The sequence below is a fragment of the Rhodococcus sp. UNC363MFTsu5.1 genome (assembly GCF_000686785.1).
Taxonomy (GTDB): domain Bacteria; phylum Actinomycetota; class Actinomycetes; order Mycobacteriales; family Mycobacteriaceae; genus Rhodococcus_G; species Rhodococcus_G maanshanensis.
The window spans coordinates 76,270-101,854 of sequence record NZ_JMLO01000017.1 but is presented as its reverse complement, the minus strand read 5'-3'; the positions used below and the strand labels follow the sequence as shown (position 1 = coordinate 101,854).

Here is a 25,585-nt window from a genome sequence, read left to right as displayed (position 1 = left end):
TCACCATTCCTTGCCGCGGTCGAGCAGACCGAGGAGATAGTTGCCGTAACCGGATTTGACGAGTGACTCGGCCCGCACCCGGAGCTCGTCGTCGGTGATGAAGCCCCGCCGCCAGGCCACCTCCTCCGGCGCGCCGATCTTCAGGCCCTGTCGCTCCTCGATGGTGCGTACGTAGTTCGAGGCGTCGAGCAGCGAGTCGAAGGTACCGGTGTCCAGCCAGGCGGTGCCGCGCGGCAAGACCTCGACCTGCAGCCGACCCGCCTCGAGATAGGCGCGGTTGACGTCGGTGATCTCGTACTCGCCGCGTGCCGACGGCGACAGGTCGCGAGCGATCGACACCACGTCGTTGTCGTAGAAGTAGAGACCGGGCACCGCGTAGTTGGAGCGTGGCTGCTGGGGCTTCTCCTCCAGCGAGATCGCGCGACCGTCGCCGTCGAACTCGATCACGCCGTATGCGGTCGGGTCGGCGACCCAGTACGCGAACACCGCGCCGCCCTCGATCTGCTCGAAGCGCGTCAGCCGGGTGCCGAGACCGGGTCCGTAGAAGATGTTGTCGCCGAGCACGAGCGCGGCGGAGTCCGAACCGATGTGCTCGGCGCCGAGCACGAAGGCCTGTGCGAGCCCGTTGGGCTCGGCCTGCACCTGGTAGGTCAGGGAGACGCCGAAGCGGGATCCGTCCCCGAGGAGTCGCTGGAACTGTTCGGCGTCCTCGGGGGTGGTGATCACCAGGATGTCGCGGATGCCGGCCAGCATCAGCGTCGACAGCGGGTAATAGATCATCGGCTTGTCGAACACGGGCACCAGCTGCTTGCTGACCCCGAGCGTGATCGGATGCAGCCGAGACCCTGTTCCACCGGCCAGAATGATTCCGCGCATAGCGGGCAGTGTTCCAGTGTTCGGTTCCCTCGCAAACTCCGGCCACCGGTATCGTGCGGATCGTGAAGCTACTCGTGACCGGCGGCGCTGGATTCATCGGCGCCAACTTCGTCCAGCAGACCGTCGACGAGCGGCCCGATGTGGAGGTGACCGTCCTCGACGCGCTGACCTACGCGGGCAACGTCGAATCGTTGGCGCCGGTCCGGGACCGGATCGAGTTCGTCCAGGGCGACATCGCCGATGCCGACCTGGTCGACCGGCTGATCGCCGGGACGGACCTCGTCGTCCACTTCGCCGCGGAGTCGCACAACGACAACTCCCTCAACGATCCGTCCCCGTTCGTGCGGACCAACGTGATCGGCACCTTCACGCTGCTGGAGGCCATCCGCAAGCACGGCGTGCGCTACCACCACATCTCCACCGACGAGGTGTACGGCGACCTGGAACTCGACGACCCGGCCCGGTTCACCGAGGCCACCCCGTACAACCCGTCGAGCCCGTACTCCTCGACGAAGGCGTCGAGCGACCTGCTGGTGCGCGCCTGGGCCCGCTCGTTCGGCATCTCCGCGACCATCTCGAACTGCTCGAACAACTACGGGCCGTACCAGCACGTGGAGAAGTTCATCCCGCGGCAGATCACGAACGTCCTCGACGGTGTCCGGCCGAAGCTCTACGGTCAGGGCCTCAACGTCAGGGACTGGATCCATGTCGACGACCACAACCGCGCCGTGTGGACGATCATCGAGCGCGGCACGCCGGGGGAGACCTACCTGATCGGCGCGGACGGCGAGGTCGACAACCGCACGGTCGTCCGGACCATCCTGGAGTTGCTCGGCAAGGATCCGGACGATTTCGACGCGGTCACCGACCGGCCTGGCCACGACATGCGGTACGCCATCGACGCCACCCGGCTGCGCACCGAGCTCGGCTGGCAACCGCGATACCGGGACTTCCGCTCCGGCCTGGCCGCCACCGTCGACTGGTACCGCGACAACGAGCAGTGGTGGCGTCCGCAGAAGGACGCCACGGAACGCGCCTACGCCGCGGCGGGCGAGACCGTGCTGGGATCGGCCGACTCGGCGAGCTGACCGGACTACCGGCCCAGTGACCGCCGGGTCGCCTCCAGGGTGGCGGCGATCCCCGCGGGCAGGGTCCGGTACGGCCGTCGATCCAGTTCCGTCCAGACGGTCGAGCGCAACCGCAGGTCACCGGCCTGGACGTTCGCGAGCGGCGACGACGCGAGCACGACGGTCGGCTTGCGGCGGAACACGGTCCGGCAGGCGCCGAGCAGGGCGCCGATGGTGGTGCTCTGGCCCGAGGCGAAGATCTTGGTGACCCGCTCGCCAGTCCTGGACTGCGCGAGGTCGAGGGCGTCGGCGACCATCGCGGCCGCGTCGGTCACGAACAGGTAGTCGCGCATCGTGTCCATCGGTACGTAGATCGAGATCGGTGCCGACATCAGGTAGCCGCGGCACAGGTGCGAGATCAGTCCCTGCGGCTTGGTCAGGTTCTGGCCGGGCCCGTACAGGTTGGCGAACCGCCCCACGACGACGGACGACCCCGTGTCGGCGCCGAAGCGGTACATCAACTGCTCCGCCGCCAGCTTCGCGCGGCCGTAGTCGCCGAGCGGCACCGGGTCGGTGTCCTCCGTGAACGGCGCCCCGGATGAGCCGGCGTACACCCCGCCGGCCGAGGAGGCGTGCAGGACCACGCCCGGTCCCGCGGAGCCGCGGGTGATCCTGCCGATCTCGTCCAGCACGTCGGACAGGACGGCGTTCTCCGCGGCGAACTCCTCGGACGTGGTGCCGTTCACGCCGATCCCGGCGCACCAGACGAGCCGCCACGGTCCACCCTCGGCCGTGTCGATCACCCGGCGTGCCTCCGCGAAGAGCACCCTCCTGGCGAGGTCGCCGTCGTGCCACGGGATCCGGCTGGTCTCGACCCGAAGGCCCCGCCGCCCGAGCTCGCCGGTGACGGCGCTGCCGAGCAGTCCGCCGCCGCCTACGACCCAGGTCGGGGTGCCCAAGTCAGGCGCCCGCTGGGTCGGTTCGATGTTCGTGCGGTACCGGCTCGACGCGTCCGAGCGGGCCCGCCGCCGGATCACCGACGATCAGGTAGGGCGGCTTGCCCATCGCGGTCTTGACATTGACCCCGATGTACTCGGCGATCACCCCGAGGGAGAACAGGATCGCACCCATACCGAACAGCAGGATCACCATCGTCGATGCCCAGCCCCGAACCTCGCTGTGGACATCGAAGAACAGATAGGACACCAGCACGTACAGCACCAGCGCGAGGCCGAGCACGGCGAACAGCACCCCGATGAAGCTGACCATGCGCAGGCCCTTGGTCCCGCTGGAGAGGACCATGCGCCAGAAGTGGGAGAGCAGGCTGCGCAGGTGATAGCCGGAGCGGCGGCCGTGCTCGGCGCGAAGCTCCACCGGGCTGGTGGTCACGTCGCCCGCGATCCAGCCGAGCGCGACGTCGAGGTAGGCCTCGGAGCCCGCATACGCGGCCACCGAGCGGCCGACCTCGCCGAGGACGAGCCGGAAGCTCTGGAAGCTGCGGGTGTTGTCGCCGGAGAGAGCGCGCGCGATGAGCCACTTCGAGCCGCGGGAGGCGGCGTTGCGCAGCATCCCGTGCGGCGCGGCGTTCGTCGGTCTCGCGTAGACGACGGTGGCCTGCTCGTCGAGTGCGGTGTCGAGCAGCCCGCCGATCGCGGCGGGGTCGTGCTGACCGTCCTCGTCCATGGTGACGATCCACTCGCCCCCGCTCGAGGCCATGCCCGCCAGGGTCGCGGGATGCTGTCCGAAGTTCCGGCTCAGCCAGATCGGCCTGACGAAGTCGTGTTCGGCCGCCAGCTGCCGGATGACCTCGGCCGAGTCGTCGGGGCCGTGGTCGAAGACGAGCAGGACCTCCTCGACCAGCATCGGCCGGCCCGCCGGGGTGAGGCGGGTCGTCGTCCACGGCAGGATCTCGTCGATCAGCGCGCGGAGCGTCTGGGCGCCCTGGTACACCGGCACCACGACCGAGATCCGGTGCGGAGCAGCCGAGGGTCGGGCGTCATCGGAGGTCACGGGCTGGGAGTTTACTCGGGACGACCACGGCCTCCGCCCACGCCGTGAGTTCGCCGCCCCCGTGTGACGGCTCCTGCCGTCGTCGGGCCTACGGGCAATCGTCGCCGTAGACCCACAACCGGGCGGTGCCCGCGACGAGGAGGGGTCGGTAGGTCGAGACCGTCGCGGCGTCCTGGCCCGGACGCGGCACGGCGCTCACCAGGTAGCAGGAGCGGTTGCCGGGGAAGATCCACGAACCGGGCGGCGACATGCCGACGGCCGAGTGATAGCCGTTCCATTCCAGCCCGGCGTCGACGTCGACGGCCGGGACGCCCGTCGCCACCAGGTCTTCCGCCGCGTCCCAGCGGGCGGAGTCGTAGGCGAGACCGGCGGCGGTGATCATCAGCGAGACGACGGCCAACCCGGCGAGCGCGGCCGCCGCGGGCAGCCGTTCGGCGACGCGGGCGGCGGCCGGGCGCCGTTGGGGCTCCGACGAGCCGGAGGTCCGTTCGGCCAGGACGATCGCCAGCAGCGGCGGCAACAGCAGCAGCCAGTAGCGGTCGAACAGGTTCTGCCCGGTCAGCGCGGTCGCGAGATTGCCGAGCACCATCAGCGCACTGAACGTGCCCAGCACCGGGTCGACCCGGCGGAGCTGTCGCGCAAGGATCCCGGCGAGCAGCACACCCGAACCGCAGGCGAGCGCCACGATGAGCCACCACACGCCGGTGGGGAAGATCGCGGCGGGACGGCCGTGGCCCGCGGCCCAGTACGGCCCGGAGGGGTCGAGGTAATTGCCGACGAAGAAGCTCTCGGTGCCGTAGCGGTACACCGCCGCGACCGCGACCACCGCGGCCGCGGCGGCGGCGAGGAGGGCGCCCCGGCCCCAGCGCCACGGCCGCGCGACCAGCAGCACCGCGGGCGCCGCGCCCAACGCCAGCACGAAATAGCCCTGGACCAGGATGTTGCCGCCGGTCTTTGCCAGGCTCTCCGGCACGGCCAGCACCGGTGGGTCGCCGGCGCCGAAGGACTGGCGCCACAGCTCGAACCCCACGACCACGGTGAGCAGGATCGCGCAGGCACCCGCCACCACGATCCAGTCACGCCTGCGCCGCGAGCGCCAGGCGGTCGCCGCGGCGACCGCCAACACCGTCACCGGTGCGGCGAGCGCCTGCTCCCGGATGGTGAAGCCCCAGAATCCGACGGCCATCGACACCGCCAGCAGCACCAGCGACCCGCTCCGCAGTGCCCGTCGGCCGACGGCGAGGCAGACCATGATCGCCGCCATCGCGGGCACGTCGAGCATGAAACTGGTGGTCAGCAGCCCGAATCCAGGCCAGATCGCGACGATCAGCACGGCGAGGGCGGCACGGGCCCGACCCGCGGACGGGACCACCAGGTCGTAGACCGCCGCGAGCGCGACCACACCCAGCAGGGCCACGAAGAGATGCTGGGCGACCAGCCAGCGGGCCAGCGGACCCAGCACGATGAACTGCCCGAACAGCGCCGAACGGTTCCAGCCGAGCAGTTCGATGCCCCCGGTGCTTCCGAACGTCTGCGCGATCCGGCTGTACGACCACGCGTCGTTGTGCGGAATGGACAGGCCGCCGGTCACCGCAGCCATGGTCAGCGGCACGAGCACCCCGAGCAGTCCCGCCGCGACGAGCAACACCGAGGCGACCCGGCTCCGGCGCGCCGCCCCGCCGTCACCGGGGAGCAGCGAGTCGCTCCCCGGCGTCGCCACGACGTCGGGGGAGTGCGTTGGACTCATCGGCAACCTTTCCGGTCCGCCCGCCTAGGTCTCGCTGGTGTTCGCATCCACCGGGGCGTCGGTGCGGGAGGTGCGACGACCGCGGTAGTACAGCCCCGTGAGTATGACGATCAGCACGAGCCCGAACCCGGCGGCCGCGAAACCAAGTCGCTGCCCCGGCGGCCGGAAGTCGATCACCAGCTCGGCGTCGTCGGTGCCGGGCGGCAGGTCGACCATCAGGAACATATCGCCGAGACCCTTGGTCTGCAGCGGGGCGCCGTTCAGGGTGGCCGTGTACCCCGGCCAGGCCAGACGGGCGAAGACCACGCTGCCGCCGTCGGGGGCGGTGACGCGGAGCCGCTCGGAGTTCACCTCGGCCGATTCGGGCACGACCTCGGTCCCGACCGCGGCGCTCACCCGCCCGGCCTGGGTGGACACCGGACCGTCGACCCGCTCGAGCACGTGCACCTGGCTCGCGGCCGGCTCGGGCACGCTCACCCAGGTCCATCCGGCCGGGGGCGGGTTGTCCGCGGCGTCGGGGTACTGCTTGTCCTGCAGCACGATCCGATCGACGAGCATCAGATCGGCGAAACTCCTGCCGGTGTAGGGATCGACCGTGAGCACGTTCTCGAGCGCATCGGGGCAGGTCGACCCGTCGAATTCCATGCACAGCATCCCGGAGAACCATCGATGCCCGACCGGTGTGTACGCGTTGACGTAGGTCAGGTCCAGGTCCTTGGCGTAGTTGCCGTACACCTGCGACTGCCAGGGCAGTTCCGTGGATTCCGCGTCGATCCGGATCAGGCTGCGGTTGCCGAGCTGCAGGGTGGTGCCCTCGAAGTCGGGGAACCCCTCCTTGGCCTCGGACTGCGAGGTCGGCAGGTACCACTTGTTCAGGGCCTGCGGATAGTTGGACACCTGGTAGACCGCGATCGGCAGGATCGTCGCGATCAGCAGCGCGGCGACCGCGCGATCGCCGAACCTCTTGGCCAGGTACAGGGCCAGGGCGCCGAAGATCGCGATCAGCGCGCCCCACATGACGTGGCGCCCGAAGTACTGGGGCCCCGACGAGCTCGCGCGCAGCACCAGCACCACGATCAGCAACCCGGCCGCCACCAGCCGGGGGCGCAGTGGGCGAGTGGTGCCGTATCGGCTCAGCAGCGCGGCCAGCAGCACGAGGGAGATCACGGCCACGAACGGCAGCAGCCGCGCCGGCCAGCGGATCTGCCCGATGTCGCTCGGTCCCGCGGTGAACAGCAGGATGAAGGCCAGCAGCAGGATCGCGCCTGAGAACTCCCGCAGCGCGGGCTGGGCCTTGCGCCACGCGATGAACGCGAGCGCCGGGATCGCGAACCAGGCGATGTAGGTGATCGGCGCGGTGGTCGTCTCCCCGGTCCAGGACTCGATGCTCGACACGGACGACGGGATGCTCGCGGTGAGCGTCTCCGACCAGGGCGCGGTGAGGAAGTTGTCGTTGAGTGCGCCCTCCTCGCCGGTGCGCCAGGTCACGGACGAGGACAGCATCCCGGGCAGGAAGGTGACGGCACCGCAGGCCGCCGCGGCGACGCCGACGCCGCCGAGCAGCAGCGACGGTTGCCAGCGTCGCTGGAACAGGTATTCGCCGATCATCAGGCAGCCGATCAGCACGCCCGCCATCAGCGCGGAGTGCGCGTAGCCGACACTGATCGCGAGATAGAGGAACGCGAACAGGGGCAGCGGCCCGGACCGGCCGCGCGCGTACCGGACCCCGCTGGCCCAGGCCTGCACCACCCACGCCATGCCGATCAGCGAGGTGACCCAGGACGGGTCCTCGAAGTACAGGGTGAAGCCCCCGAACGGGGCGGCCGCGCCCGCGACCGCGGCCCAGGCCGGGCGGGCGCCGTACTCCATCGCCACCCGGTAGACGCCCCAGCCGAGGACGATCGAGAACCCGAGCTTGACCGCCGTCGCCAGCAGGGCGAGGTTGTCCACCGACGGCGCCGCGTAGTTGATCGCCATCTGGACGGGGTTCCACAGGCCGCCCTGGCCCTCGACCGGGTAGTTGCCCGCCATCCACTGGTCGAGCACCAGCGTCGGGAACCACTGACCCTCCCGCATCAGGTGACCGAGCTGGATCCAGTTGCCGACCGCGCCCGACTCGGTGTCGTCGACGTAGAAGTACCGGGGGTCGACGCTCAGGATCAGGACGAACCCGAGGAAGATCACGCCCGCGACCACGGCCCCCCATGCCCATCGGGTGCTCCGGGTGGATACGGGCGGTTCGAGTGTCACGAGAACTCCAGATAGCGCGGTCGGGTGCCCAGTGACATTAACCGAGGTCGGCCTCGGTGGTTTCGTCGGTCAACTGCACGTCGGGATACCCTGCGGGTGGACATTGGCGACACGATCGAGAGTTGGCGGTTGGATGAACAAGCCCGAATTCCTTGAGTCCGGGGCCCCGGCGGCCGAGGTCGAGCCGCGGCTGCTCGTGCAGCGCGGCGTCTTCGTCGGCATGTCGCCGATCGTCAACGACGACCTCTATGTCGCGTTCCGCAAGGGCTCCGGCGATCGGGAACGCCACACGTTGCGCCTGGACGCGGGGGCGCGCGCCCACACCAACACCTACTTCGGACGGTTCGCGGCCAGCTACTGGCAGCGCTGGACCACGGTCACCGAGGTGCGGGTCAGCCTGCGGGCGGCAGGCTCCGGCCGGTTCCGGGTCCGCCTGGTCGCCTCCGACATCGCCGGGCACCGCCGGATCGTGGGTGCCGTCGCCGGATCCGGCGACGAAACGGTCGAACTCTCCTCACCGCTGGACAAGTTCGTCGACGGCGGCGCCCTCTGGGTGGAGATCGACGCGCTGGACGCCCCGCTGACCGTGGACCGGCTCGAGTGGACCGCGGCCGCGCCCGAGACCGTCCGCCCTGTCGCGATCGCGATCTGCACGTTCAACCGCGCCGACGACTGCGCGAAGACGGTCGCGGCGCTGGCCTCCGACGACCGCGTGCTCGAGGTCATCGACGCCGTCTACGTCGTCGACCAGGGGACCGACCTGGTCCGGGACCGGGAGCTGTACGGCGAGGTCGCGCCCAGGTTCGGCGACAAGCTGCACTACCTGCGGCAGCCCAACCTCGGCGGCGCGGGCGGCTTCACCCGCGGTCTCTACGAGGTCTCCGCGACCGACGGGCATGCCGACGTGATCCTGATGGACGACGACATCCTGTGCGAGCCGGAAACCGTGCTGCGGCTCAACGCCTTCGCGAACGTCACCGTCGAGCCCACCCTCGTCGGTGCCCAGATGCTGTTCCTGCTCAACCCGGACTACCTGAACGTCGGCGCGGAGGATGTCGATCTCGGCACCCTGCAGCACGGGCAGAGGGTGCCGAAGGCGCTGCGCAACACGAGCATGCTGAAGAAGAACCAGGAGCGCCGGGTCGACGCCGGATACAACGCCTGGTGGACGTGTCTGATCCCGGCCGAGGTGGTCGCGAAGGTCGGCCTCCCCATCCCGATCTTCTTCCAGTGGGACGACGTCGAGTACGGGGTCCGCGCCCGGGAGGCCGGGTTCGTCACCGTCACCCTGCCGAACGCGGCGGTCTGGCACGCGGACTTCTACTGGAAGGACTTCGACGACTGGGCGCGCTACTTCAGCACCCGCAATTCCCTGATCGTCGGCGCGCTGCACAGCGACCTGGACACCAAGCGGCTGGGGCGGCAGTTCTTCCGGCAGATCAGCGAGTACCTCGTCGGCATGCAGTACGGTCTCGCGGCGACCACGCTGCGCGGTATCGAGGACTTCCTCGAGGGCCCGAAGGTGTTGCAGGACGGCGGCATCGAGGCGATGGCCGCGATCCGCGCGGAGCGGGCCGACTACCCGGAGACGGTCAAGCACGACGCGGCCACCGCGCCGGTGCGGTCCGCGGACCTCACCACCAGGCGCTCGGGCGGCGAGCCGAGCGCCATGCGGCTGATCTTGGTCAAGCGGGCCATCGACCAGTGGTTCGGCCGTACCCAGCACGGACTGGTCAACGTTCCGCGCGAGGATGCGCACTGGTGGCACATCTCGCTGTTCGACCACGTGGTGGTCACCGACGCCTCGCAGTCCGGGGTGCGAATCCGTCAGCGGGACAAGGGCAAGGCGATCGCGCTGCTGCGGCGGACGGTCAGGGTGCTGCGGCGCCTGCGTGAGGACGGTGCCGCCGTCTCCCGCCAGTACCGCGACGCCGCCCCGCAGCTGACCAGCCGCGCGAACTGGGAACGCCTCTACGAGCAGTAGGCCGAGGCCAGGAGTCGTCCCCGTGCGGTCGGACCGCACGGGGACGCCCCGACCGGGGCCGGTGGGCCGTCAGTGCCGCTCGAAGCGTTCCTGCCTGCCCATCTTGCGCAGCCGCACCCAGTCGCGCAGGCCGGCCGGGTCCCTGCGGTCGACCAGGAAGAACCAGCCGAAGCGCAGCCACTCCTGCGGCAGCAGCCGCCGCATGCCCGGCTGCGAGAGCAGGTACCCGCGGTTGCGATAGGTGTAGAACCGCTTCGTCTCGTTGTCCGGGTACTGGGTGTGCATCCGGCCGCCGAGGATCGGCTTGAACTCCTCCGCCCCGTTGGGGTGCACATAGGCGGTCTGCAGGCAGGTGCCGAACGCCAGCCCGGAGCGGACCAGGCGGCGGTGCACCTCCACCTCGTCGCCGCGGACGAACAGGCGCAGGTCCGGGACCCCGACCGCGTCGACCGCGGCTGCGGAGAACAGCGCGCCGTTGAACAGGGAGGCGATTCCAGGAAGCAGGTCCTCGGTGCCGAGTTCCGATCGCAGTCGCCGCCACTCGACGCCGCGACGCAGCGGGAACGCCAGTCGGTCGGGCTCGTCGATGTCGCACACCACGGGGGAGACCTCGGACAGTCCGTGCCGGGTGGCGCAGTCGAGCAGGGTGGCGAGGACCTCGGGTCCCTCCGGGCGGCCGTCGTCGTCGGCCAGCCAGAGCCAGTCGGCGCCGAGGGACAGCGCGTACAGCATGCCGAGCGCGAACCCGCCCGCACCTCCGAGGTTGTGCTTGGAGCCCAGGTAGGTGGCCGGCACGCCCGCACCCTCGACGAGTGCGCGCACCTCCTCCTCGTCGGCGTTGTCGACCACCACGAGGTGATCCAGCGGGCGGGACTGGGTGGCGAGCACCTTCAGCGACTCGGCGAGCAGCTCGCGACGCTTGTGGGTGACCACAACGCCGATGATCCGTTCGGTCACCGGGTGTGCCCCGGTTCGGCCTGCTCGCGCTCCATCTCGGCGATGACGTGCCGCACGTGGTCGGCGGCGTCGTCGCCCTCGTAGGCGCGCACGACGTCCTCGATCTCGCCGTGCATGCGCACCTGGCCGTGGTCGATCCACATCGCCGTGTCGCACAGTTGGGCGAGGAACTCGTTGGAATGGCTCGCGAAGACCAGGATGCCGGAGCGCTCGACCAGCGCCTGCAGCCGCACCCGCGCCTTCTTCATGAACTCCGCGTCGACCGCGCCGATGCCCTCGTCGAGCAGCAGGATCTCCGGGTCGATGCTGGTCACCACGCCCATCGCGACCCGCACCCGCATGCCCGTCGAGTACGTGCGCAGCGGCATGGACAGGTACTCGCCCAGCTCGGTGAACTCGGCGATCTCGTCCATCTTCGCCAGCATCTGCTTGCGGGTCTGGCCCAGGAAGAGGCCGCGGATGATGATGTTCTCGTAGCCGGAGATCTCGGGGTCCATGCCGACGCCGAGGTCGAACACCGGCGCCACCCGCCCGCGGATCCTGGCGCTGCCGCGCGACGGCTCGTAGATGCCGGACAGCAGCCGCAGCAGCGTGGACTTGCCGGCACCGTTGTGGCCGACCAGTCCGATCCGGTCGCCCTCCTTGAGCGAGAGGGTGATGTCGCGCAGGGCCTCGACCACAACGACGTCGGAGTCGTTTCGGCCGATCGCGCCGCCGGCCTTGCCGAGGAACGCCTTCTTCAGCGACCGCGACTTGGCGTCGAAGATCGGGAAGTCGACGCACGCGTTGTGCGTGTCGATGCTGACGTGCTTAGTCATCTGTGACCGCTCTCCCTAAACCCAGTAGGGCACGCGGGCCCGGTACTTGCGCAGTGCCACGAGCGCCAGCGCCCAGCCGACCACGGTGATGCCGAGCACGATGTACCAGTGGTACAGCTGCTGGGGCTGCCCGATCATCGGCGCGCGGACGATTTCGAGGTAGTGGTAGAGCGGGTTGAGTTCGGCGATCCTCGCGCGATCGGCGACCGCGCCGCCCTGCGCGACGAGGCTCTGTGTGGTCCACATGATCGGCGTCAGCACGAACAGCAGCAGGGTCATCGACGACAGGATCGGGGCGATGTCGCGGTAGCGGGTGGCGAAGATGCCGAAGACGATCGACACCCACACCGCGTTGAGCACGAGCAGGGCCACCGCCGGGATCGCCGCGAGCGATGCCCAGCTCAGGTCTCGCCACACCCCGAACGCGACGACCATGATCACGTAGATGACCAGGTTGTGTGCGAAGAACAGCAGCTGCCGCCACACCAGGCGGTAGATGTGCACGCTCAACGCCGACGGCAGCTGTTTGATCAGGCCCTCGTTCGCGATGAAGACCTCGGACCCCTCGATGATCGAGGCGTTGATCAGGTTCCACACGATCAGGCCGACCGTCACGTAGGGCAGGAACTCGGCGAGGGGGATGTCGAGCAGCGCCGCGTACAGGATGCCGATGGCGGTGGCCTGCACGCCGGTGGCGATGGTGATCCAGAACGGACCGATCACCGAGCGGCGGTAGCGCTGCTTGATGTCCTGCCAACCGAGGCTCAGCCACAGCTCGCGCTGCGCGAATCCGTCCCGCAGGTCCTTGAACGCGCGACGGAGGGTCTGCGAGTCGGAGACCGGGGGGACCTCGGTGGCCAATGCCTCGGATTCTGGGGCGGATGCTGACACGGAGACCGAGCCTACTGGTCGGCCGCGTGCGGCCGACCAGCCGCCACGGCTAGAGGTACTGGCCGGTACCCGAGCCCTGCTGCGGATTCTGGTGCCCGTGGCCTGCGGTCATGCCTGGTGGGAGCGCGCTCTGACGGATCTGCTCGAGCTGGGATCGCGCCGCCATCTGCTGGGCGAACAGCGCGGTCTGGATGCCGTGGAACAGGCCCTCGAGCCAGCCGACGAGCTGCGCCTGCGCGATCCGCAGTTCCGCGTCGGACGGCACGGTGTCGTCGGTGAACGGCAGGGTCAGCCGTTCGAGCTCGTCGCGGAGTTCGGGGGCGAGGCCCTGCTCGAGCTCACGGATCGAGGATTTGTGGATCTCCTTGAGCCGGTTCCTGCTGGCGTCGTCGAGCGGTGCCGCGCGGACCTCCTCGAGGAGTTGCTTGATCATGGTGCCGATCCGCATCACCTTGGCCGGCTGTTCGACCATGTCCGCGATCGACTCCCCGTTCTCCCCGTTGGCGCGCCCGCCGCCCGCGAAGCCGGTCTCGCCCGGCCCCGATCCGACACCGGGGAGGCCTGCGGCGGCGACCATCATGGGTTGCCCATCGGGTCCGATCACGACCACCTGCTCATTGTCCGGTTGCGTCATGGCTCCATCTTGTATCAGGAGCGGATCCCGCGCATCGGCCTACGGCGAACGATGCGCGGGTTTCGGTGCGCGGCGCCGGACTCGGAAAAGTTTGTGTTGTATGCAGTTACAGATACTGTGACGCCTCACAATCCGGCCATCCCCATCGCACCGATTCGAAATTAGGTCCTAGGCTGTCGGGCATGGCATACGACGTCGCCCGGGTGCGGGGACTTATCCCTTCGCTCGGAGACGGTTGGATCCACCTCGATCCTCAGGCCGGCATGCAGCACCCGGATTCGGTGTCCACCGCGGTGTCGACCGCCTTCCGTGGTTCCGCGGCCTCCCACGCCGGCAGGCACGTCTCCGCGCGGCGCAGCGCCGCGACCCTCGATGCGGCCCGTGAGGCCGTCGCCGATCTGGTCGGCGGCGACCCGGCGGGCGTGGTGCTCGGCCAGGACCGGGCCGTGCTGTTGGCGTGGCTGGCCGAGGCGCTCAGCTCGAGGCTCGGCCTCGGCACCGGGGTTGTGCTCTCCCGGCTCGACGAGGAGGCCAACGTCGCGCCCTGGTTGCGGGTGGCGAATCGCTATGGCGCGCAGGTTCGTTGGGCCGAGGTCGAGATCGACACCTGTGACCTGCCCAGCTGGCAGTTCGCCGAGCTGATCGGGCCGACGACGCGACTGGTCGCGCTGACCGCGGCCTCCCCGATCGTCGGGTCGGCGCCGGACGTGCGGGTGGCCGCGGACCGGATCCACGAGGTCGGCGGCCTGCTGGTCGCCGACGCCGTCGCGGCGGCGCCCTACGCACACGTCGACATCCACGAGATGGGCGCCGACGTGCTCGCGGTGAACGCGCCGAGCTGGGGCGGCCCGCAGATCGGCGCCCTGATCTTCCGCGAACCCGCACTGCTCGACAAGATCCCCGCGATCTCGTTGAACCCGTACGCCACCGGGCCGGAGCGGCTGGAGATGGGCGGGCACCAGTACGCCCTGCTCGCCGGGCTGACGGCCTCGATCGACTATCTGGCCGGGCTGGACGAGACCGCCCGCGGCAGCCGCAGGGAGCGACTGGAGACCTCGATCAGTTCGCTGCAGGACTACCACGACCGGATCTTCGACTACCTGATGGCGTCTCTGCGCCGGCTGCCCCAGGTGATGCTGATCGGCACCTCGCACAGTCGGGTGCCGACCATCAGCTTCACGGTCGCCGGGGTGCCAGCGGAGAAGGTGTCGCTGCACTTCGCCGAGCGCCGGATCGGGACGCTCGTCGGCGAGCGCGGCGGCAGCAGGCTGCTGGACTCGCTCGGGGTCAGCGACGAGGGCGGCGCCGTGACGATCGGCCTGGCGCCCTACACGACCCGATACGAGATCGATCAGCTCGTGCGCGCCGTCGCCGCCCTCGGCTGATCGGCCTCACCCGAGCGTCAGCACGACCTTGCCGACGGTCTCGGGCGCATCCAGCAGGGCATGGGCCCGCGCGGCCTCGGTGATCGGCAGCTCCGCGTGCACCACCGGCCGGACGGCGCCGTCCGCGACCATGGGCCAGAGGCGTTCGGTGACCGCGGCGACGATGGCGGCCTTGCTCGAGCGGCCGGTCTCCGGCCTGCCGCGCAGGCCCGTCGCGAACACCCGGCCCCGCTTGGCGAGCAGCTTGCCCAGGTCCAGCTCACCGACCCGGCCGCCCTGCATGCCGATGACGCAGAGCTGGCCGTCCTTGGCCAGGGCGTCGATGTTGCGGCCGAGGTAGGCGCCGCCCATGTTGTCGAGGATCAGGTCGGCGCCGCCGCGAGGGGTCTCGGACAGCGCGGCCACGAAGTCGTCCTCGCGATAGTTGACGGTGATCGACGCGCCGAGTCGACGGCACACAGCCAGCTTGTGCTCGGAGCCGGCCGTCGCGGCGACGGTGGCGCCGAGGGCGGCGGCCACCTGGATCGCGTGGGTGCCGATGCCGCCCCCTCCGCCGTGGATCAACACCACCTGTCCCGCCTGTAGGCCGGCGATCATCACCAGGTTCGACCACACCGTGCAGGCCACCTCGGGCAGCGCCGCAGCCGCGATCAGGTCCAGGCCGTCGGGCACCGGCAGGAGCTGGGTCGCCGGGACCGCAACGCGCTGCGCGTAACCGCCGCCGGAGAGCAGCGCGCACACCGGGTCGCCGACCGCCCACCCGCGCACGCCGTCGCCGAGTTCGGCGATGGTGCCCGAACATTCGAGCCCGAGGATCTCGCTGGCCCCCGGCGGCGGGGGATACAGGCCCTCCCGCTGCAACAGATCGGCGCGGTTGACGGCCGTCGCCGCGACGTCGATGAGGACCTGGCCCTGCCCCGGCCGCGGATCGGGGACCTCGGTCCAGTCGAGCACCTCGGGTCCGCCGGGGCCGGTCACGGTGATGGCGCGCATGGGACGACGCTAGCCCCGCGGCCGCCCCGCTGTCGCGGGAGCGGCCGAACCGATGCGCCACCCCCTCCCGTCGGGGGCCGGGACCCGCTAGCGTCACGCGGGTGACCTACTTCGGCAACATGCAGAACGAGATCTACCTGTCCGGGGTCGGCGGCGCCAGGCCCGAGCTGCCGATGACCGCGGCCGGGCTCGAGGAGCTGGCCTCGACCACGCTGTCGCCGGAGGCGTTCGCCTACATCGCGGGCAGCGCGTCGAGCGAGCGGACCGCCGCCGCGAACCTGGCCGCATTCGAGCGGCACTCGATCGTGCCCCGGATGCTGCGGGGGACCGCGGCCCCGGACGCGCGGGACCTGAGCGTGGAGGTGCTCGGCACCAGGCTGGCCGCGCCGGTGCTGACCGCGCCCGTCGGGGTCCTCGAACTGGTGCACCCGAACGCAGAGCTCGCGGTCGGCGAGGCCGCAGACGAGCTCGGGATCGGTTCGGTGCTGTCCACGGCGTCGTCCACCCCCATCGAGCAGGTCGGGGCGGTGTCCGGCGAGAACTGGTGGTACCAGCTGTACTGGCCGTCCGACGACGAGGTGGCGCAGTCGCTCGTGCGCCGGGCCGAGGCGGCGGGCGCGAAGGCGATCGTGCTCACCGCCGACACTCCGGGAATGGGATGGCGCCCACGAGATCTCGAGCTGGGTCATCTGCCGTTCCTGCAGGGCAAGGGGATCGCGAACTATCTCACCGACCCTGTTTTCCGATCCCGGCTCCCCGGTGCGCCGGAGGACAGCGCCGAGGCGATGCAGATGGCCGTGCTGACCTGGGTGTCGATGTTCGGGAACCACACCCTGCGGCCGGCGGACGTGACCCGGCTGCGGGAGTGGACGGACCTGCCGATCGCGGTCAAGGGCATCCTGCACCCGGACGACGCGAGGGCGGTGGTCGACGCGGGCGCGGCTGGCGTCGTGGTGAGCAACCACGGCGGCAGGCAGGTGGACGGTGCGATCGCCGCGCTCGATGCCCTCGCGCCGGTGGCCGCGGCGGTGGGCGACCATGCGGATGTGTTGCTGGACTCGGGAATTCGGTGCGGTGCTGATGTGCTCACGGCGTTGGCGCTCGGTGCGGACGCGGTGCTCTACGGCAGGCCCTGGGTGTACGGGCTCGGCCTCGCGGGCAAGGCGGGTGCCCGGCACGCGCTGCGAATTCTGCTGGCGGATTTCGACCTGACGCTCGGATTGGCCGGGTTCGCCTGCGTTGCCGAGATCGACACCTCCGCGCTGCGCGCCGTCTCCGGCTGAGGCGACGCCGCTTTCATACCGAGCGGTATGAATCATGAGCGCAGGCAACTAGAATGGTTGTGTGACAACACAGATCGACGGTTCTGAGGGCGAGGCCCCTCGCTGGCTCGATGACGCGGAGATGGCCGCCTGGCGCGCCTTCATCGACGGCTCCCAGCGGCTGATGGGATTACTCAACCGGGAGTTACAGGACCGGCACGGGCTCACCACGGCCGACTATCGCATTCTCGTGATGCTGTCCGAGTCGCCGGACGGGTCGGTCCGGATGAGCGATCTCGCGGACGGCGTGATCTCCTCGCGCAGCAAGCTGACCCACCAGATCCGTCGGATGGAGGCGGACGGGATGGTCACCAGGAACACCTGCCTCGACGACGGCAGGGGGGTGCTGGCGATCCTCACCGAGGAGGGGCGGCGACGGCTCGAGGAGGCAGCCCCGACGCACGTCAGCGGGGTGCGTCGCTATCTCGTCGATCTCCTGGACGCGGACGAGCTGACGAGCGTCGAGAGGGTGTTCACCAAGGTGAACACGGCCATCGGGGAGCGATCGGCGGGCTGATCCGGCGCGGTGGATTCCGCCGGGAACCGGGGGTGCCGTTAGGATCTGCGATGGAAGCGTGGCAGAGCGGCCGAATGCACTCGCCTTGAAAGCGAGCGTCGTGAGAGCGACCGGGGGTTCAAATCCCTCCGCTTCCGCCAAGCAGAAACGGCTCCGACCAGGTGTGCCCTGGTCGGAGCCGTTGTGCGTGGTATGGAGACCTCAGTCCTGCTGGGAGGCCTTCCAGATCGGCAGTCCGGCCCCGAGGGCGAACGCCAGGAAGGTGTCGTTCTCGTCGGGGTCGCCGATGGTGACGCGAACCCCGTCCCCTGCGAACGGTCGGGTCAGCACCTTCGCGGCGACGCCCGCCTCGCCGAACGCCGTCGCATGTTCGCCGAGCGGGAGCCAGAGGAAGTTGGCGGAGGTCGGTGGCACGTCGTATCCGCCCGCGATCAGTGCGTCCCGTACCCGTGTCCTCTCGGCGACCACCCCGTCGGTGCGGGCGAGCAGTTCCGCGTCGGCGGCGAGCGAGGCGACCGCGGCGGCCTGGGCGACGCTGGTGACCGCGAAGGGCAGGTGAACCTTGAACAGGGCGGCGATGATCTCCGGGTCGCCGATCGCGTACCCGATCCTCAGGCCGGCCAGGCCGTAGGCCTTCGAGAAGGTCCGCAGTACAACGACATTCGGCCGTCCCTCGGCAAGGGCCACGCCGTCGGGCGCGGCCTCGGCGCCCGCCTCGGGTCGCACGTACTCGAAGTAGGCCTCGTCCAGTGCGACGAGGATGTGCGGCGGGACCGCGTCGAGGAACCGCGTGAGGGCCTCCGCGTCGAGCACCGTCCCGGTCGGGTTGTTCGGGTTGCAGATGAAGATCAGCCGGGTGCGGTCGGTGATGGCCGCGAGCATGGCGTCGAGGTCGTGTTCGTAGTCGGCGGTCAGCGGGACCTCGACGGGGGTGGCGCCCGCCACCTTGACCACCACGGGATAGGCCTCGAACGAGCGCCACGCGTAGATCACCTCGTCGCCCGGCCCCGAGGTCGCCTGCACCAGTTCGAGGCAGATGCCGACCGATCCGCAGCCGGTGGTGATCCGGTCGGCGCTCACGCCGAGCTTGGCGGCCAGCGCGTCGCGCACGGCGACCGAGCCGTTGTCCGGGTAGCGATTGGCGCCGGCCGCGGCCTCGGCGATCGCCTCCATCACGCTGGGCAGCGGACCGGCGGTGGTCTCGTTACTCGCCAGTTTGATCGCGCCGGGAAAGTTGCGTCCCGGCACGTAGGGGGCGATTCTCGAGAGGTCGGGGCGGGTGCGCACGGTCATGGATCGACATTATGCGCCGCATCCGATCGGGCGTGGCGGGTGCGGCGAAAAAGAATGCGGTGACCGGCGAAAAGAATCTTGAACGGGTGGGCCGTGAGCGTGCCAAGGTATACGTATGTCGGGAATCTTCACGGACAGCGCGGTGCTGCGCGCCCTTGGGGAGCATCCGGACGAGCCCCCCGTTCGAGTCCCCCTGACGGCCGTCGAACCGGACGGACCCGCCCGTGGCGGCATCGTGGTCCTGCACGAATCGCGGGAGTTCACCGACAGCCTGCTCGCTCTCATGCGCTCGCTCGCGGCCGAGGGCTGGCTGACCGTGGCCCCGCACCTGTTTCACCGGGAGCCGCAGCACAGCACCGCCGAGGTGTTCGGGGACAACCTGTTCGCCGACTTCGACGCGGCCTTCGATTGGCTCACCGCGCGCGGGGTGTACCCGGACTGCGTCGGGGTGCTCGGCTTCGACGACGCGGGCACGGCCGCCCTGCTCGTCGCGACGTCCAGACCGGTCGGCGCCGCGGTCAGCGTGTCCGCGCGGGGCATCGTCAACCCGCTCGCCGAAGGTGCCCCGGCTCTGGTGGAGGCGGCCCCGAAACTGCAGGCGCCGTGGCTGGGGCTGTACGGGGAGGACGACCCCGGCACGCCGCGCGCGGAGGTCGAACGACTGCGGGACGCGATCGCGCGCGCGGAGGTCGCGACCCTCGTGGTCAGCTACAGCGGTCTCGAGCATCGAGCGGACGAACCGCCGGAGTTCCCGGTGGACGGCGATGACAACGATCCGGCCGCGCAGGCAATGATGGATGCGCAGCGCCGGATCTTCGACTGGTTCGATGGCAATCTGCGCTAGAAATCGCTGTGACCGGCCGTTTTGCGCCCTACGCCGTGCCTGTGTAATCTTTCCATCCGGCGGTTCCGAAAGGACCTGAGCCTAGGAAGCGTGCCAGAGCGGCCGAATGGGACTCACTGCTAATGAGTTGTCCTCCTCAAAGGGGACCGGAGGTTCAAATCCTCTCGCTTCCGCCACGCTGGTGCTCGTAGGCCAGCACAACTGAAGACATGCGCCCGTAGCTCAACGGATAGAGCACTTGACTACGGATCAAGAGGTTAGGGGTTCGAATCCCTTCGGGCGCACAGTGAGGAGCCCCTCACCGACAGAGATGCCGGTGAGGGGCTTTCTCGTGGGCCAACGGTTGAACTTCCATCGGGTGCAATGGCTTTCGGTCGCATGATCGATCAAGGCGGCTAGCACGCACGTTCGATTCCCGCTAAGGTGGTCGATGCGGGCCGATGGAGCCAGCCAGCTCGTAGGCATGGGCCCGCACCAAACGTGCCGCCCGGTTCCCCGACCTGGGGCGGCATGCGGGCCCCGTCGATCCAAGGATCGGCGGGGCCTTTCGCATTGTTGCCCGGCGCGGGGGCGCCCGAACCACCGTGGTCCCGCCGCCATCTGTGTGCCGCCTGTGGAGGAGCGTCCGGTCGGGCTGGGGATCAACAGGCCGTGGCCGGTGCGCCACCCCGCTATCCACAGGCCTGTGGATGGCATAGTCGCAGGTACAGGCTAATTACATCGATGTAATCCACAGGTTCGTCCACACTGTCCACAGTCCGGACCCGGGTGTTAACAGGATTTGTCCACAGCTGTGGACAAGTCGTGGGCACGGTCACGGGGACGACGACCGCCCGGTTGGGGGACACTGGGGAATCCAGGGCCACGGAAGGAACGCAGCCATGACACTGGTGTCCGCGCTGACCGGTCGGACCGAGACCGGGCGCGCCCGGCACAGGCCGATGCTGCTGCGTGACGCGCAGGCCAGCGCCCTGGTGGAGGCGTTCGTCATCATCGGGGTGCTGACGATCCTGATCACCCGCGCCTACCTGCACCTGACCGGCTACCCACAGGTCGGCGGTTCCACGCTGCACGTCGCACACGTGCTGTGGGGCGGGCTGCTGATGGTGGCGGCCCTGGTCGTGACGTTCTCGTTCCTCGGCCTGCGGCCGCGGCTCCTCGCCGTGGTGCTCGGCGGCATCGGATTCGGGCTCTTCCTCGACGAGGTCGGCAAGTTCGTCACCAAGACCAACGACTATTTCTACCGACCCGCCGTCGCGATCATGTACGTCGTCGTGGTGGTCCTGCTGCTGCTCAACCGCTGGCTGCACGACTCCCGGCCGCCGAGCGTCGCCGAGGACATCAGCAACGCCGCCGCCATCGCGGTGGACGGACTGATCAGGGGACTGCCGCCGGAGCGCCGGGCGCTCGCCGAGGCGCAACTGCACCGGGCCCAGGCGGCGGGCGCCGACCTGACCGCGGTCGCGGACATCGGCGATCTGCTCGCGCGCTGCGATCCGCGGGAGCCCGGCCGGTTCGGGGGAGTGCGGGCGTGGGGATCGCGGCGGATCCCGGCCGTGCTGAGCGGTCGCACCGCGGTCGGGGTGGCCGCCTTCGTCCTGGTGCTCTTCTCGACGTCCGGGCTGATCAACGCGATCGTCACGCTGTCCTCCGATCTCGAGGGCTCGGCCGGGGTCGTCACCACCGTGGGGCAGCTCGCCGGGACCGCCGTCGCGTGCGTGCTGAGCTGGGTCGGCGTCGCGAGGCTCCGCAACGGCAAGTTGTGGCCGCTGCAGTTCCTGCGGGCCGCGGCACTGGTCACGGTACTGCTGACCCAGGTCTTCGATTTCGTCGCGCAGGAGTTCGGGGCGTTGCTCAACGTGGTGGTCGGGTTGTTCGCGCTGGCGGTGCTCTCGGCCAGGATCGCGGTGCTCGAGCGCAGGGCGGCCGAGGCGGCGTGAGCGGTCGAGGCCTCCGCGACCCGCGAGGTTCTGCCGCCACTGCTGCCCGAAGGCCCCACGTCGCTTACCGTAGTCAGGTGACCAATCCAGCTCAGGGCGCAGCGGCCACCGATTCGGTCTGGCCTGCGGTCCTCACGTGGCGGGCCCACACCGCTCCTCGGATGGAGTCGGTACGAGTGCAGCTCGTCGGTAACCGGATCAAGGCGGCCGGCCGGATCATCGGTGGCCAGTGCGCCGAGCACCCCGCGTTCAGCGCGTCCTACGACCTGGTCACCGACGAGAACGGGGTGACCCGCAGGCTCTCGCTGCGGACCAGCCTGGCGTCGGGTGAGCGGCAGGTCTCGATCAGCCGGGACTCGCAGGGCAACTGGATGGTCGAGAACGGGACCAATCCCAAGCGATCCACCTTCGGCGGCGCGCTGGACGTCGACGTGGTGCTCAGCCCGTTCTTCAACACCCTGCCGATCCGGCGGCTGGGCATGCACACCGACTCCGAGGACATCCAGGTCCCGGTCGTGTACGTCTACCTGCCCGACCTGAGCGTGCAGGAGGCGAGCCTGACCTACAGCAGCGGCGCGGACGGCATCCACGTGCTCTCGCCGGTGTCGAGTTCGTCGGTCACCATCGACCGCGACGGGTTCATCCTCGACTACCAGGGCCTGGCCGAGCGGATCTAGGCGCTCCGCGCCCGTGCGCGGTTACCGAGTCCCTGCACTCGCCAGGCGCGCACGGTCGCGCAGCGCCCCTCCGCGGCGGCCGGCGTCGCGCATCCGCTCCACCCAGCCGTCCTCGCCGACCGTGACGTCGGTGATCTCCCAGCGCTCCAGGTTCTCGTAGCGCAGCCGCGCGGCGTGCCCCGCCGTCACCAGGGTCTCGGTGCTGCCGCTGTCGGAAAGGGCGTCGCGGGCGTCGGTCAGCAGCCGCAGCGCCTCGTCCAGCGCGACGATCAGCGCGCCCGAGTTCGCCTCGCACATCGCGCGCACCAGTTCCGGTGCGGTGCCCGCCACCCGGGTGCCGTCGCGGAACGAGCCTGCGGCCAACCCGAGCGCGAGGTCGCCGCCTGCCGCCGCAACGGTCGCGAGCGCCTCGGCCAGCAGGTGTGGCAGGTGCGAGATGCGGGCGGCCGCCGCGTCGTGCTCGTCGGCGGCGGCAGGCACCACCACCGAGCCGCAGTCCACGGCCAGCGCGGCCACCTGGCCCCACACCACGGGATCGACGCCGTCGTCGGTGCCGACCACCCACACCGCGTCGCGGAACAGGGCGACGTCGCCCGCCGCCCAGCCGGACTGCGAGGTCCCCGCCATCGGGTGTCCTCCGACGAACCGCGCGCCGAGGCCGTGCCCACGCACCGCGTCGAGGACCGCCCGCTTCACGCTGACCACGTCGGTGAGCGCGCAGTCGGGGGCGTGCGTAGCGACCGCGCCGAGCACGGCGTCGAGGGCAGGGACGGGCACCGCGACGACGATCAGCGCGCCGGATCGCTTGGCCCGGCGCAGCACCGCCTCGAGGTCGGTGTCGGCGTCGAATCCGTCGGCGCGGGCGTCCTCGACGGCACCTGCGGAGCGGTTGTAGCCCCAGGCCGTCCGGCCGGCCGCGATCGCGGCCCGCAGCACCGAACCGCCGATCAGTCCGAGCCCGAGAACGCACACCGGCGGGTCAGTCGCTTCAGCAGACACCCGGATAGGTTGGCACATTTGCCTGCGGACTTCATTTACCGGCGCCAGGCGGACTACGGTGACGGCATGGCTGCTCAGCGCGCGCGTGACAACAGCGCCCCCTCGGACCAGTTCGAGGATCTCGATGGCTTCGGCGTCGCGGTGGTCCTCGACGACGGCAAGTGGAAGTGCACGGCGCTCACCTCGGCCGCGCTGAACAGTCTCGAGGCCGCGGAGACCGAGCTGCGCGAGATGCGGAGCTCCGGCGCCGTGTTCGGCCTGCTCGACATCGACGACGAGTTCTTCGTCATCCTCCGCCCGGCGCCGACGGGCACCCGGCTGCTGCTCTCGGACGCCACCGCGGCACTCGACTACGACATCGCCTCCGACGTGCTCGACGCGCTCAACATCGAGACCCCCGACCTCGACCCCGACGAGCTCGACGACGTCGATCCGTGGGAGGAGGGCGACCTCAGCCTGCTGGCGGACCTCGGCCTGCCGGAGCCGGTGCTCGGGGTGATCCTCGCCGAGACCGAGCTGTACCCCGACGAGCAGCTGGGCATGATCGCGCAGCGGCTCGGCTTCGCCACCGAACTCTCCTCGGTGCTCGACACCCTGCCCCGGTAGATGTCGCTGCCCAGCGGGGCGAGGGACCGCGACGAGGCGATGATCCGGGCCGCGATCGCCGCCGCCTCCGCCGCGGACACCGCAGACGTCCCGGTCGGCGCCGTTGTCTTCGATGCGAACGGCGTCGAGCTGGCCAGGGCCGCAAACGCCCGCGAGGCCAACGCCGACCCGACCGCGCACGCCGAGATCCTGGCGCTGCGCGCGGCCGCCCTCGTGCACGGCGACGGCTGGCGGTTGGAGGGCGCGACCCTGGCCGTGACCCTGGAACCGTGCACGATGTGCGCGGGGGCGCTGGTGCTGGCCCGGATCGAGAAGGTCGTGTTCGGGGCGTGGGAGCCCAAGACCGGGGCCGTCGGATCGCTGTGGGACGTGGTCCGCGATCGCAGGCTCACCCACCGCCCGCAGGTGCGCGGCGGCGTGCTGGAGGACGAGTGCGCGGCCCTGTTGGAGGGCTTCTTCCGGGAGCAGCGCTGATCGCGCGGAGGCCCCGGTCAGCGGCCGATTTAGCGCCAGGCCCCGAGTCGGGTAAAGTCACCGGCGGTGGCGTGTCCGAGCGGCCTAAGGAGCACGCCTCGAAAGCGTGTGACGGGTAACCCCCGTCCGAGGGTTCAAATCCCTCCGCCACCGCCAAAGCGTCCCACCTGTTACACAGGTGGGACGCTTTTTTCATACCCTGGCACTGCATCGTTGATCCTGACCGGACAGCGATCAACTGAGCAGTTTTGCCTTGAGGCCGGCGATATCCTGACTCGTCAGACCGAGGCCTTGGCTCACGTAGTTGTCGAAGCTGCCGTACTTCTCGTCCGCTGTGGCGAATGCGGAATCGAGCCAGGCCTGCTCCACAGGGCTGGGCCCGCTGCTGCTCCCGAGGCTGCCCGTCCCGCCTCCGCTGCCGCCGAGGTAGTCATTGCTGAGCATGAAGTCTGCGTTCACGGTTTCACGCGGTACGCCGAGGATCGTGAGAAGCACCGCTGATAGCCAGCCGGTTCGGTCCTTGCCGCTCTTGCAGTGGTAGAGGACCGTGTCGGGGGAATTCGCGATGTCCAGCAGGACTGCCCGGAACGCGGCGGAGGCATCGGAATTGCTGGGCATCACCTTGTAGAACTGACGCAGGTCCCTCATCGCGATCGCAGTGGCCAGGTTTCCGCCGGTCACGTCGCGGTGGTGCACGGTGGCGCCGGTGGGGATCTGGTCCCTTTCGAGCACCCTTTCGTAGTCGGTTCGCAGATCTTCCACTGTCTTGACGTTCAATTGCACGAGCTTGGCCAGGTCATCGGTGGTGAGTGCGTTGAGCGTGCTGCTGCGCAGCACCACCCCGGATCGAACGGTCTTCCCGTCGGTGGTGGTGTAGCCGCCGAGGTCGCGGCCGTTCGGAGCGCCCGTCAGGTGCAGCGAATGGTCGATCGCGGCAGGCGCGACAACCGGTACCGGTGCGGCCGCGGCGATCGACGGGATAGGAGCGAGCAGGATGCCGGCGGTCAGGGCGAGGGCCGCCGCCGACCTGGTCCGTATGAGAGTTCGGTGGGACACGGAAGGTTCTCCTCCTTCAGTCGTGGTGACGGGTGGTTGGTGCTCGGCCGTGAGAATCGAGAGGAGGGTAGCGGCGAGTCTGACCGGGCGCTGAATTTTCTGTGAACTTTGGTAGGCGATTGGCGTGAGTCCGTTCCGGCTGTCCACGCTTTCGAGGGGCCGCCGGCGTGCGTCAGGGGCGTCGACGGCCTCGCCCGTGAAACGAGCCCTCGCCGAAGGTCGCGCATCCGGCGGGGCTCGTGTGC

22 protein-coding genes, 4 tRNA genes and 1 pseudogene are annotated in these 25,585 nt (G+C 69.9%); 14 read left to right on the top strand and 13 right to left on the bottom strand.

The features are described 5' to 3' along the window. Positions 1–876, bottom strand: a complete 876-nt coding sequence (rfbA, locus tag BR31_RS0115330) for a glucose-1-phosphate thymidylyltransferase RfbA (RefSeq protein WP_027501723.1) — start codon at positions 874–876, stop codon at positions 1–3. A gap of 62 nt (positions 877–938) precedes the next feature. On the opposite strand from rfbA, the gene rfbB reads away from it, so the two are divergent. Beyond that, positions 939–1,964: a dTDP-glucose 4,6-dehydratase gene (gene rfbB, locus BR31_RS0115325; RefSeq protein WP_027501722.1), complete on the top strand. Its 1,026-nt coding sequence runs from the start codon at positions 939–941 to the stop codon at positions 1,962–1,964. A 5-nt stretch (positions 1,965–1,969) separates the two neighbouring features. Here rfbB and BR31_RS0115320 read toward each other — a convergent pair whose 3' ends face one another. The 4 genes from BR31_RS0115320 to BR31_RS28850 form a co-directional block, all read right to left on the bottom strand. After that, positions 1,970–2,902: an NAD-dependent epimerase/dehydratase family protein gene (locus BR31_RS0115320; RefSeq protein WP_027501721.1), complete on the bottom strand. Its 933-nt coding sequence runs from the start codon at positions 2,900–2,902 to the stop codon at positions 1,970–1,972. A 1-nt stretch (position 2,903) separates the two neighbouring features. Next, positions 2,904–3,911: a glycosyltransferase gene (locus tag BR31_RS28855; RefSeq protein ID WP_051637461.1), complete on the bottom strand. Its 1,008-nt coding sequence runs from the start codon at positions 3,909–3,911 to the stop codon at positions 2,904–2,906. A gap of 130 nt (positions 3,912–4,041) precedes the next feature. After that, positions 4,042–5,700 (bottom strand): glycosyltransferase family 39 protein, encoded by a 1,659-nt coding sequence (locus tag BR31_RS0115310; protein WP_081830504.1) that lies wholly within the window; start codon positions 5,698–5,700, stop codon positions 4,042–4,044. A 24-nt stretch (positions 5,701–5,724) separates the two neighbouring features. Next, a complete protein-coding gene (locus BR31_RS28850; RefSeq protein ID WP_037176804.1) occupies positions 5,725–7,950 on the bottom strand; it encodes a membrane protein in 2,226 nt (741 codons plus the stop codon). A gap of 133 nt (positions 7,951–8,083) precedes the next feature. Here BR31_RS28850 and BR31_RS28845 point away from each other — a divergent pair, with 133 nt between their 5' ends. Next, positions 8,084–9,934 (top strand): glycosyltransferase, encoded by a 1,851-nt coding sequence (locus BR31_RS28845; RefSeq protein ID WP_051637455.1) that lies wholly within the window; start codon positions 8,084–8,086, stop codon positions 9,932–9,934. 69 nt (positions 9,935–10,003) lie between these two features. On the opposite strand, the gene glfT1 is transcribed toward BR31_RS28845, so the two are convergent. The 4 genes from glfT1 to BR31_RS0115280 are packed head-to-tail and all read right to left on the bottom strand — an operon-like array spanning position 10,004 to position 13,234. Beyond that, complete coding sequence (glfT1, locus tag BR31_RS0115295; protein ID WP_027501719.1) at positions 10,004–10,891, bottom strand: galactofuranosyltransferase GlfT1; 888 nt, start codon at positions 10,889–10,891, stop codon at positions 10,004–10,006. Further along, positions 10,888–11,709 (bottom strand): galactan export ABC transporter ATP-binding subunit Wzt/RfbE, encoded by an 822-nt coding sequence (gene wzt / locus BR31_RS0115290; RefSeq protein ID WP_027501718.1) that lies wholly within the window; start codon positions 11,707–11,709, stop codon positions 10,888–10,890. Before wzt ends, glfT1 begins: the two co-directional genes overlap by 4 nt. 15 nt (positions 11,710–11,724) lie before the next feature. Further along, positions 11,725–12,600 (bottom strand): galactan export ABC transporter permease subunit Wzm/RfbD, encoded by an 876-nt coding sequence (gene wzm, locus BR31_RS0115285; RefSeq protein WP_027501717.1) that lies wholly within the window; start codon positions 12,598–12,600, stop codon positions 11,725–11,727. Positions 12,601–12,649: 49 nt separating this feature from the next. Beyond that, positions 12,650–13,234, bottom strand: a complete 585-nt coding sequence (locus BR31_RS0115280) for a bacterial proteasome activator family protein (protein WP_027501716.1) — start codon at positions 13,232–13,234, stop codon at positions 12,650–12,652. A gap of 182 nt (positions 13,235–13,416) precedes the next feature. On the opposite strand from BR31_RS0115280, the gene BR31_RS0115275 reads away from it, so the two are divergent. Further along, entirely contained in the window at positions 13,417–14,619 is a 1,203-nt protein-coding gene (locus BR31_RS0115275; RefSeq protein WP_027501715.1) for a cysteine desulfurase-like protein, read from the top strand. Positions 14,620–14,625: 6 nt separating this feature from the next. On the opposite strand, the gene BR31_RS0115270 is transcribed toward BR31_RS0115275, so the two are convergent. After that, positions 14,626–15,612: an NAD(P)H-quinone oxidoreductase gene (locus BR31_RS0115270; protein WP_027501714.1), complete on the bottom strand. Its 987-nt coding sequence runs from the start codon at positions 15,610–15,612 to the stop codon at positions 14,626–14,628. Positions 15,613–15,731: 119 nt separating this feature from the next. On the opposite strand from BR31_RS0115270, the gene BR31_RS0115265 reads away from it, so the two are divergent. The 3 genes from BR31_RS0115265 (at position 15,732) to BR31_RS0115255 (ending at position 17,591) form a co-directional block, all read left to right on the top strand. Then, complete coding sequence (locus BR31_RS0115265; protein ID WP_081830505.1) at positions 15,732–16,895, top strand: alpha-hydroxy-acid oxidizing protein; 1,164 nt, start codon at positions 15,732–15,734, stop codon at positions 16,893–16,895. 121 nt (positions 16,896–17,016) lie between these two features. Beyond that, complete coding sequence (locus tag BR31_RS0115260; protein WP_051637454.1) at positions 17,017–17,451, top strand: MarR family winged helix-turn-helix transcriptional regulator; 435 nt, start codon at positions 17,017–17,019, stop codon at positions 17,449–17,451. Positions 17,452–17,503: 52 nt separating this feature from the next. Further along, positions 17,504–17,591 (top strand) — tRNA-Ser (locus tag BR31_RS0115255). A gap of 61 nt (positions 17,592–17,652) precedes the next feature. On the opposite strand, the gene hisC is transcribed toward BR31_RS0115255, so the two are convergent. Then, complete coding sequence (hisC, locus tag BR31_RS0115250) at positions 17,653–18,744, bottom strand: histidinol-phosphate transaminase (protein WP_027501711.1); 1,092 nt, start codon at positions 18,742–18,744, stop codon at positions 17,653–17,655. A gap of 115 nt (positions 18,745–18,859) precedes the next feature. Between hisC and BR31_RS0115245 the strand changes: the two genes are divergently transcribed. The 5 genes and pseudogenes from BR31_RS0115245 (at position 18,860) to BR31_RS0115225 (ending at position 22,205) form a co-directional block, all read left to right on the top strand. Continuing rightward, a complete protein-coding gene (locus tag BR31_RS0115245) occupies positions 18,860–19,588 on the top strand; it encodes a dienelactone hydrolase family protein (RefSeq protein ID WP_027501710.1) in 729 nt (242 codons plus the stop codon). Between the two features lie 84 nt (positions 19,589–19,672). Beyond that, positions 19,673–19,764 (top strand) — tRNA-Ser (locus BR31_RS0115240). A gap of 35 nt (positions 19,765–19,799) precedes the next feature. Then, a tRNA-Arg gene (locus BR31_RS0115235) sits at positions 19,800–19,872 on the top strand. Positions 19,873–20,469: 597 nt separating this feature from the next. Next, positions 20,470–21,609: pseudogene (locus BR31_RS0115230) on the top strand (hypothetical protein). After that, positions 21,606–22,205 (top strand): putative glycolipid-binding domain-containing protein, encoded by a 600-nt coding sequence (locus tag BR31_RS0115225; RefSeq protein ID WP_081830503.1) that lies wholly within the window; start codon positions 21,606–21,608, stop codon positions 22,203–22,205. The pseudogene BR31_RS0115230 and the gene BR31_RS0115225 overlap by 4 nt, the downstream one beginning before the upstream one ends. Positions 22,206–22,226: 21 nt before the next feature. Here the strand turns inward: BR31_RS0115225 and BR31_RS0115220 are convergent, their stop codons facing one another. After that, complete coding sequence (locus BR31_RS0115220) at positions 22,227–23,222, bottom strand: prephenate dehydrogenase (RefSeq protein WP_027501707.1); 996 nt, start codon at positions 23,220–23,222, stop codon at positions 22,227–22,229. 48 nt (positions 23,223–23,270) lie between these two features. On the opposite strand from BR31_RS0115220, the gene BR31_RS0115215 reads away from it, so the two are divergent. The 3 genes from BR31_RS0115215 (at position 23,271) to BR31_RS0115205 (ending at position 24,440) form a co-directional block, all read left to right on the top strand. Next, a complete protein-coding gene (locus tag BR31_RS0115215; protein ID WP_027501706.1) occupies positions 23,271–23,810 on the top strand; it encodes a tRNA adenosine deaminase-associated protein in 540 nt (179 codons plus the stop codon). Further along, on the top strand, positions 23,811–24,284 hold the full coding sequence (locus BR31_RS0115210; RefSeq protein WP_027501705.1) for a nucleoside deaminase: 474 nt from the start codon (positions 23,811–23,813) through the stop codon (positions 24,282–24,284). 65 nt (positions 24,285–24,349) lie between these two features. Next, positions 24,350–24,440 (top strand) — tRNA-Ser (locus BR31_RS0115205). A 78-nt stretch (positions 24,441–24,518) separates the two neighbouring features. Here BR31_RS0115205 and BR31_RS0115200 read toward each other — a convergent pair. After that, positions 24,519–25,487: a tyrosine-protein phosphatase gene (locus BR31_RS0115200; protein ID WP_231496504.1), complete on the bottom strand. Its 969-nt coding sequence runs from the start codon at positions 25,485–25,487 to the stop codon at positions 24,519–24,521. Between the last annotated feature and the right edge of the window lie 98 nt (positions 25,488–25,585).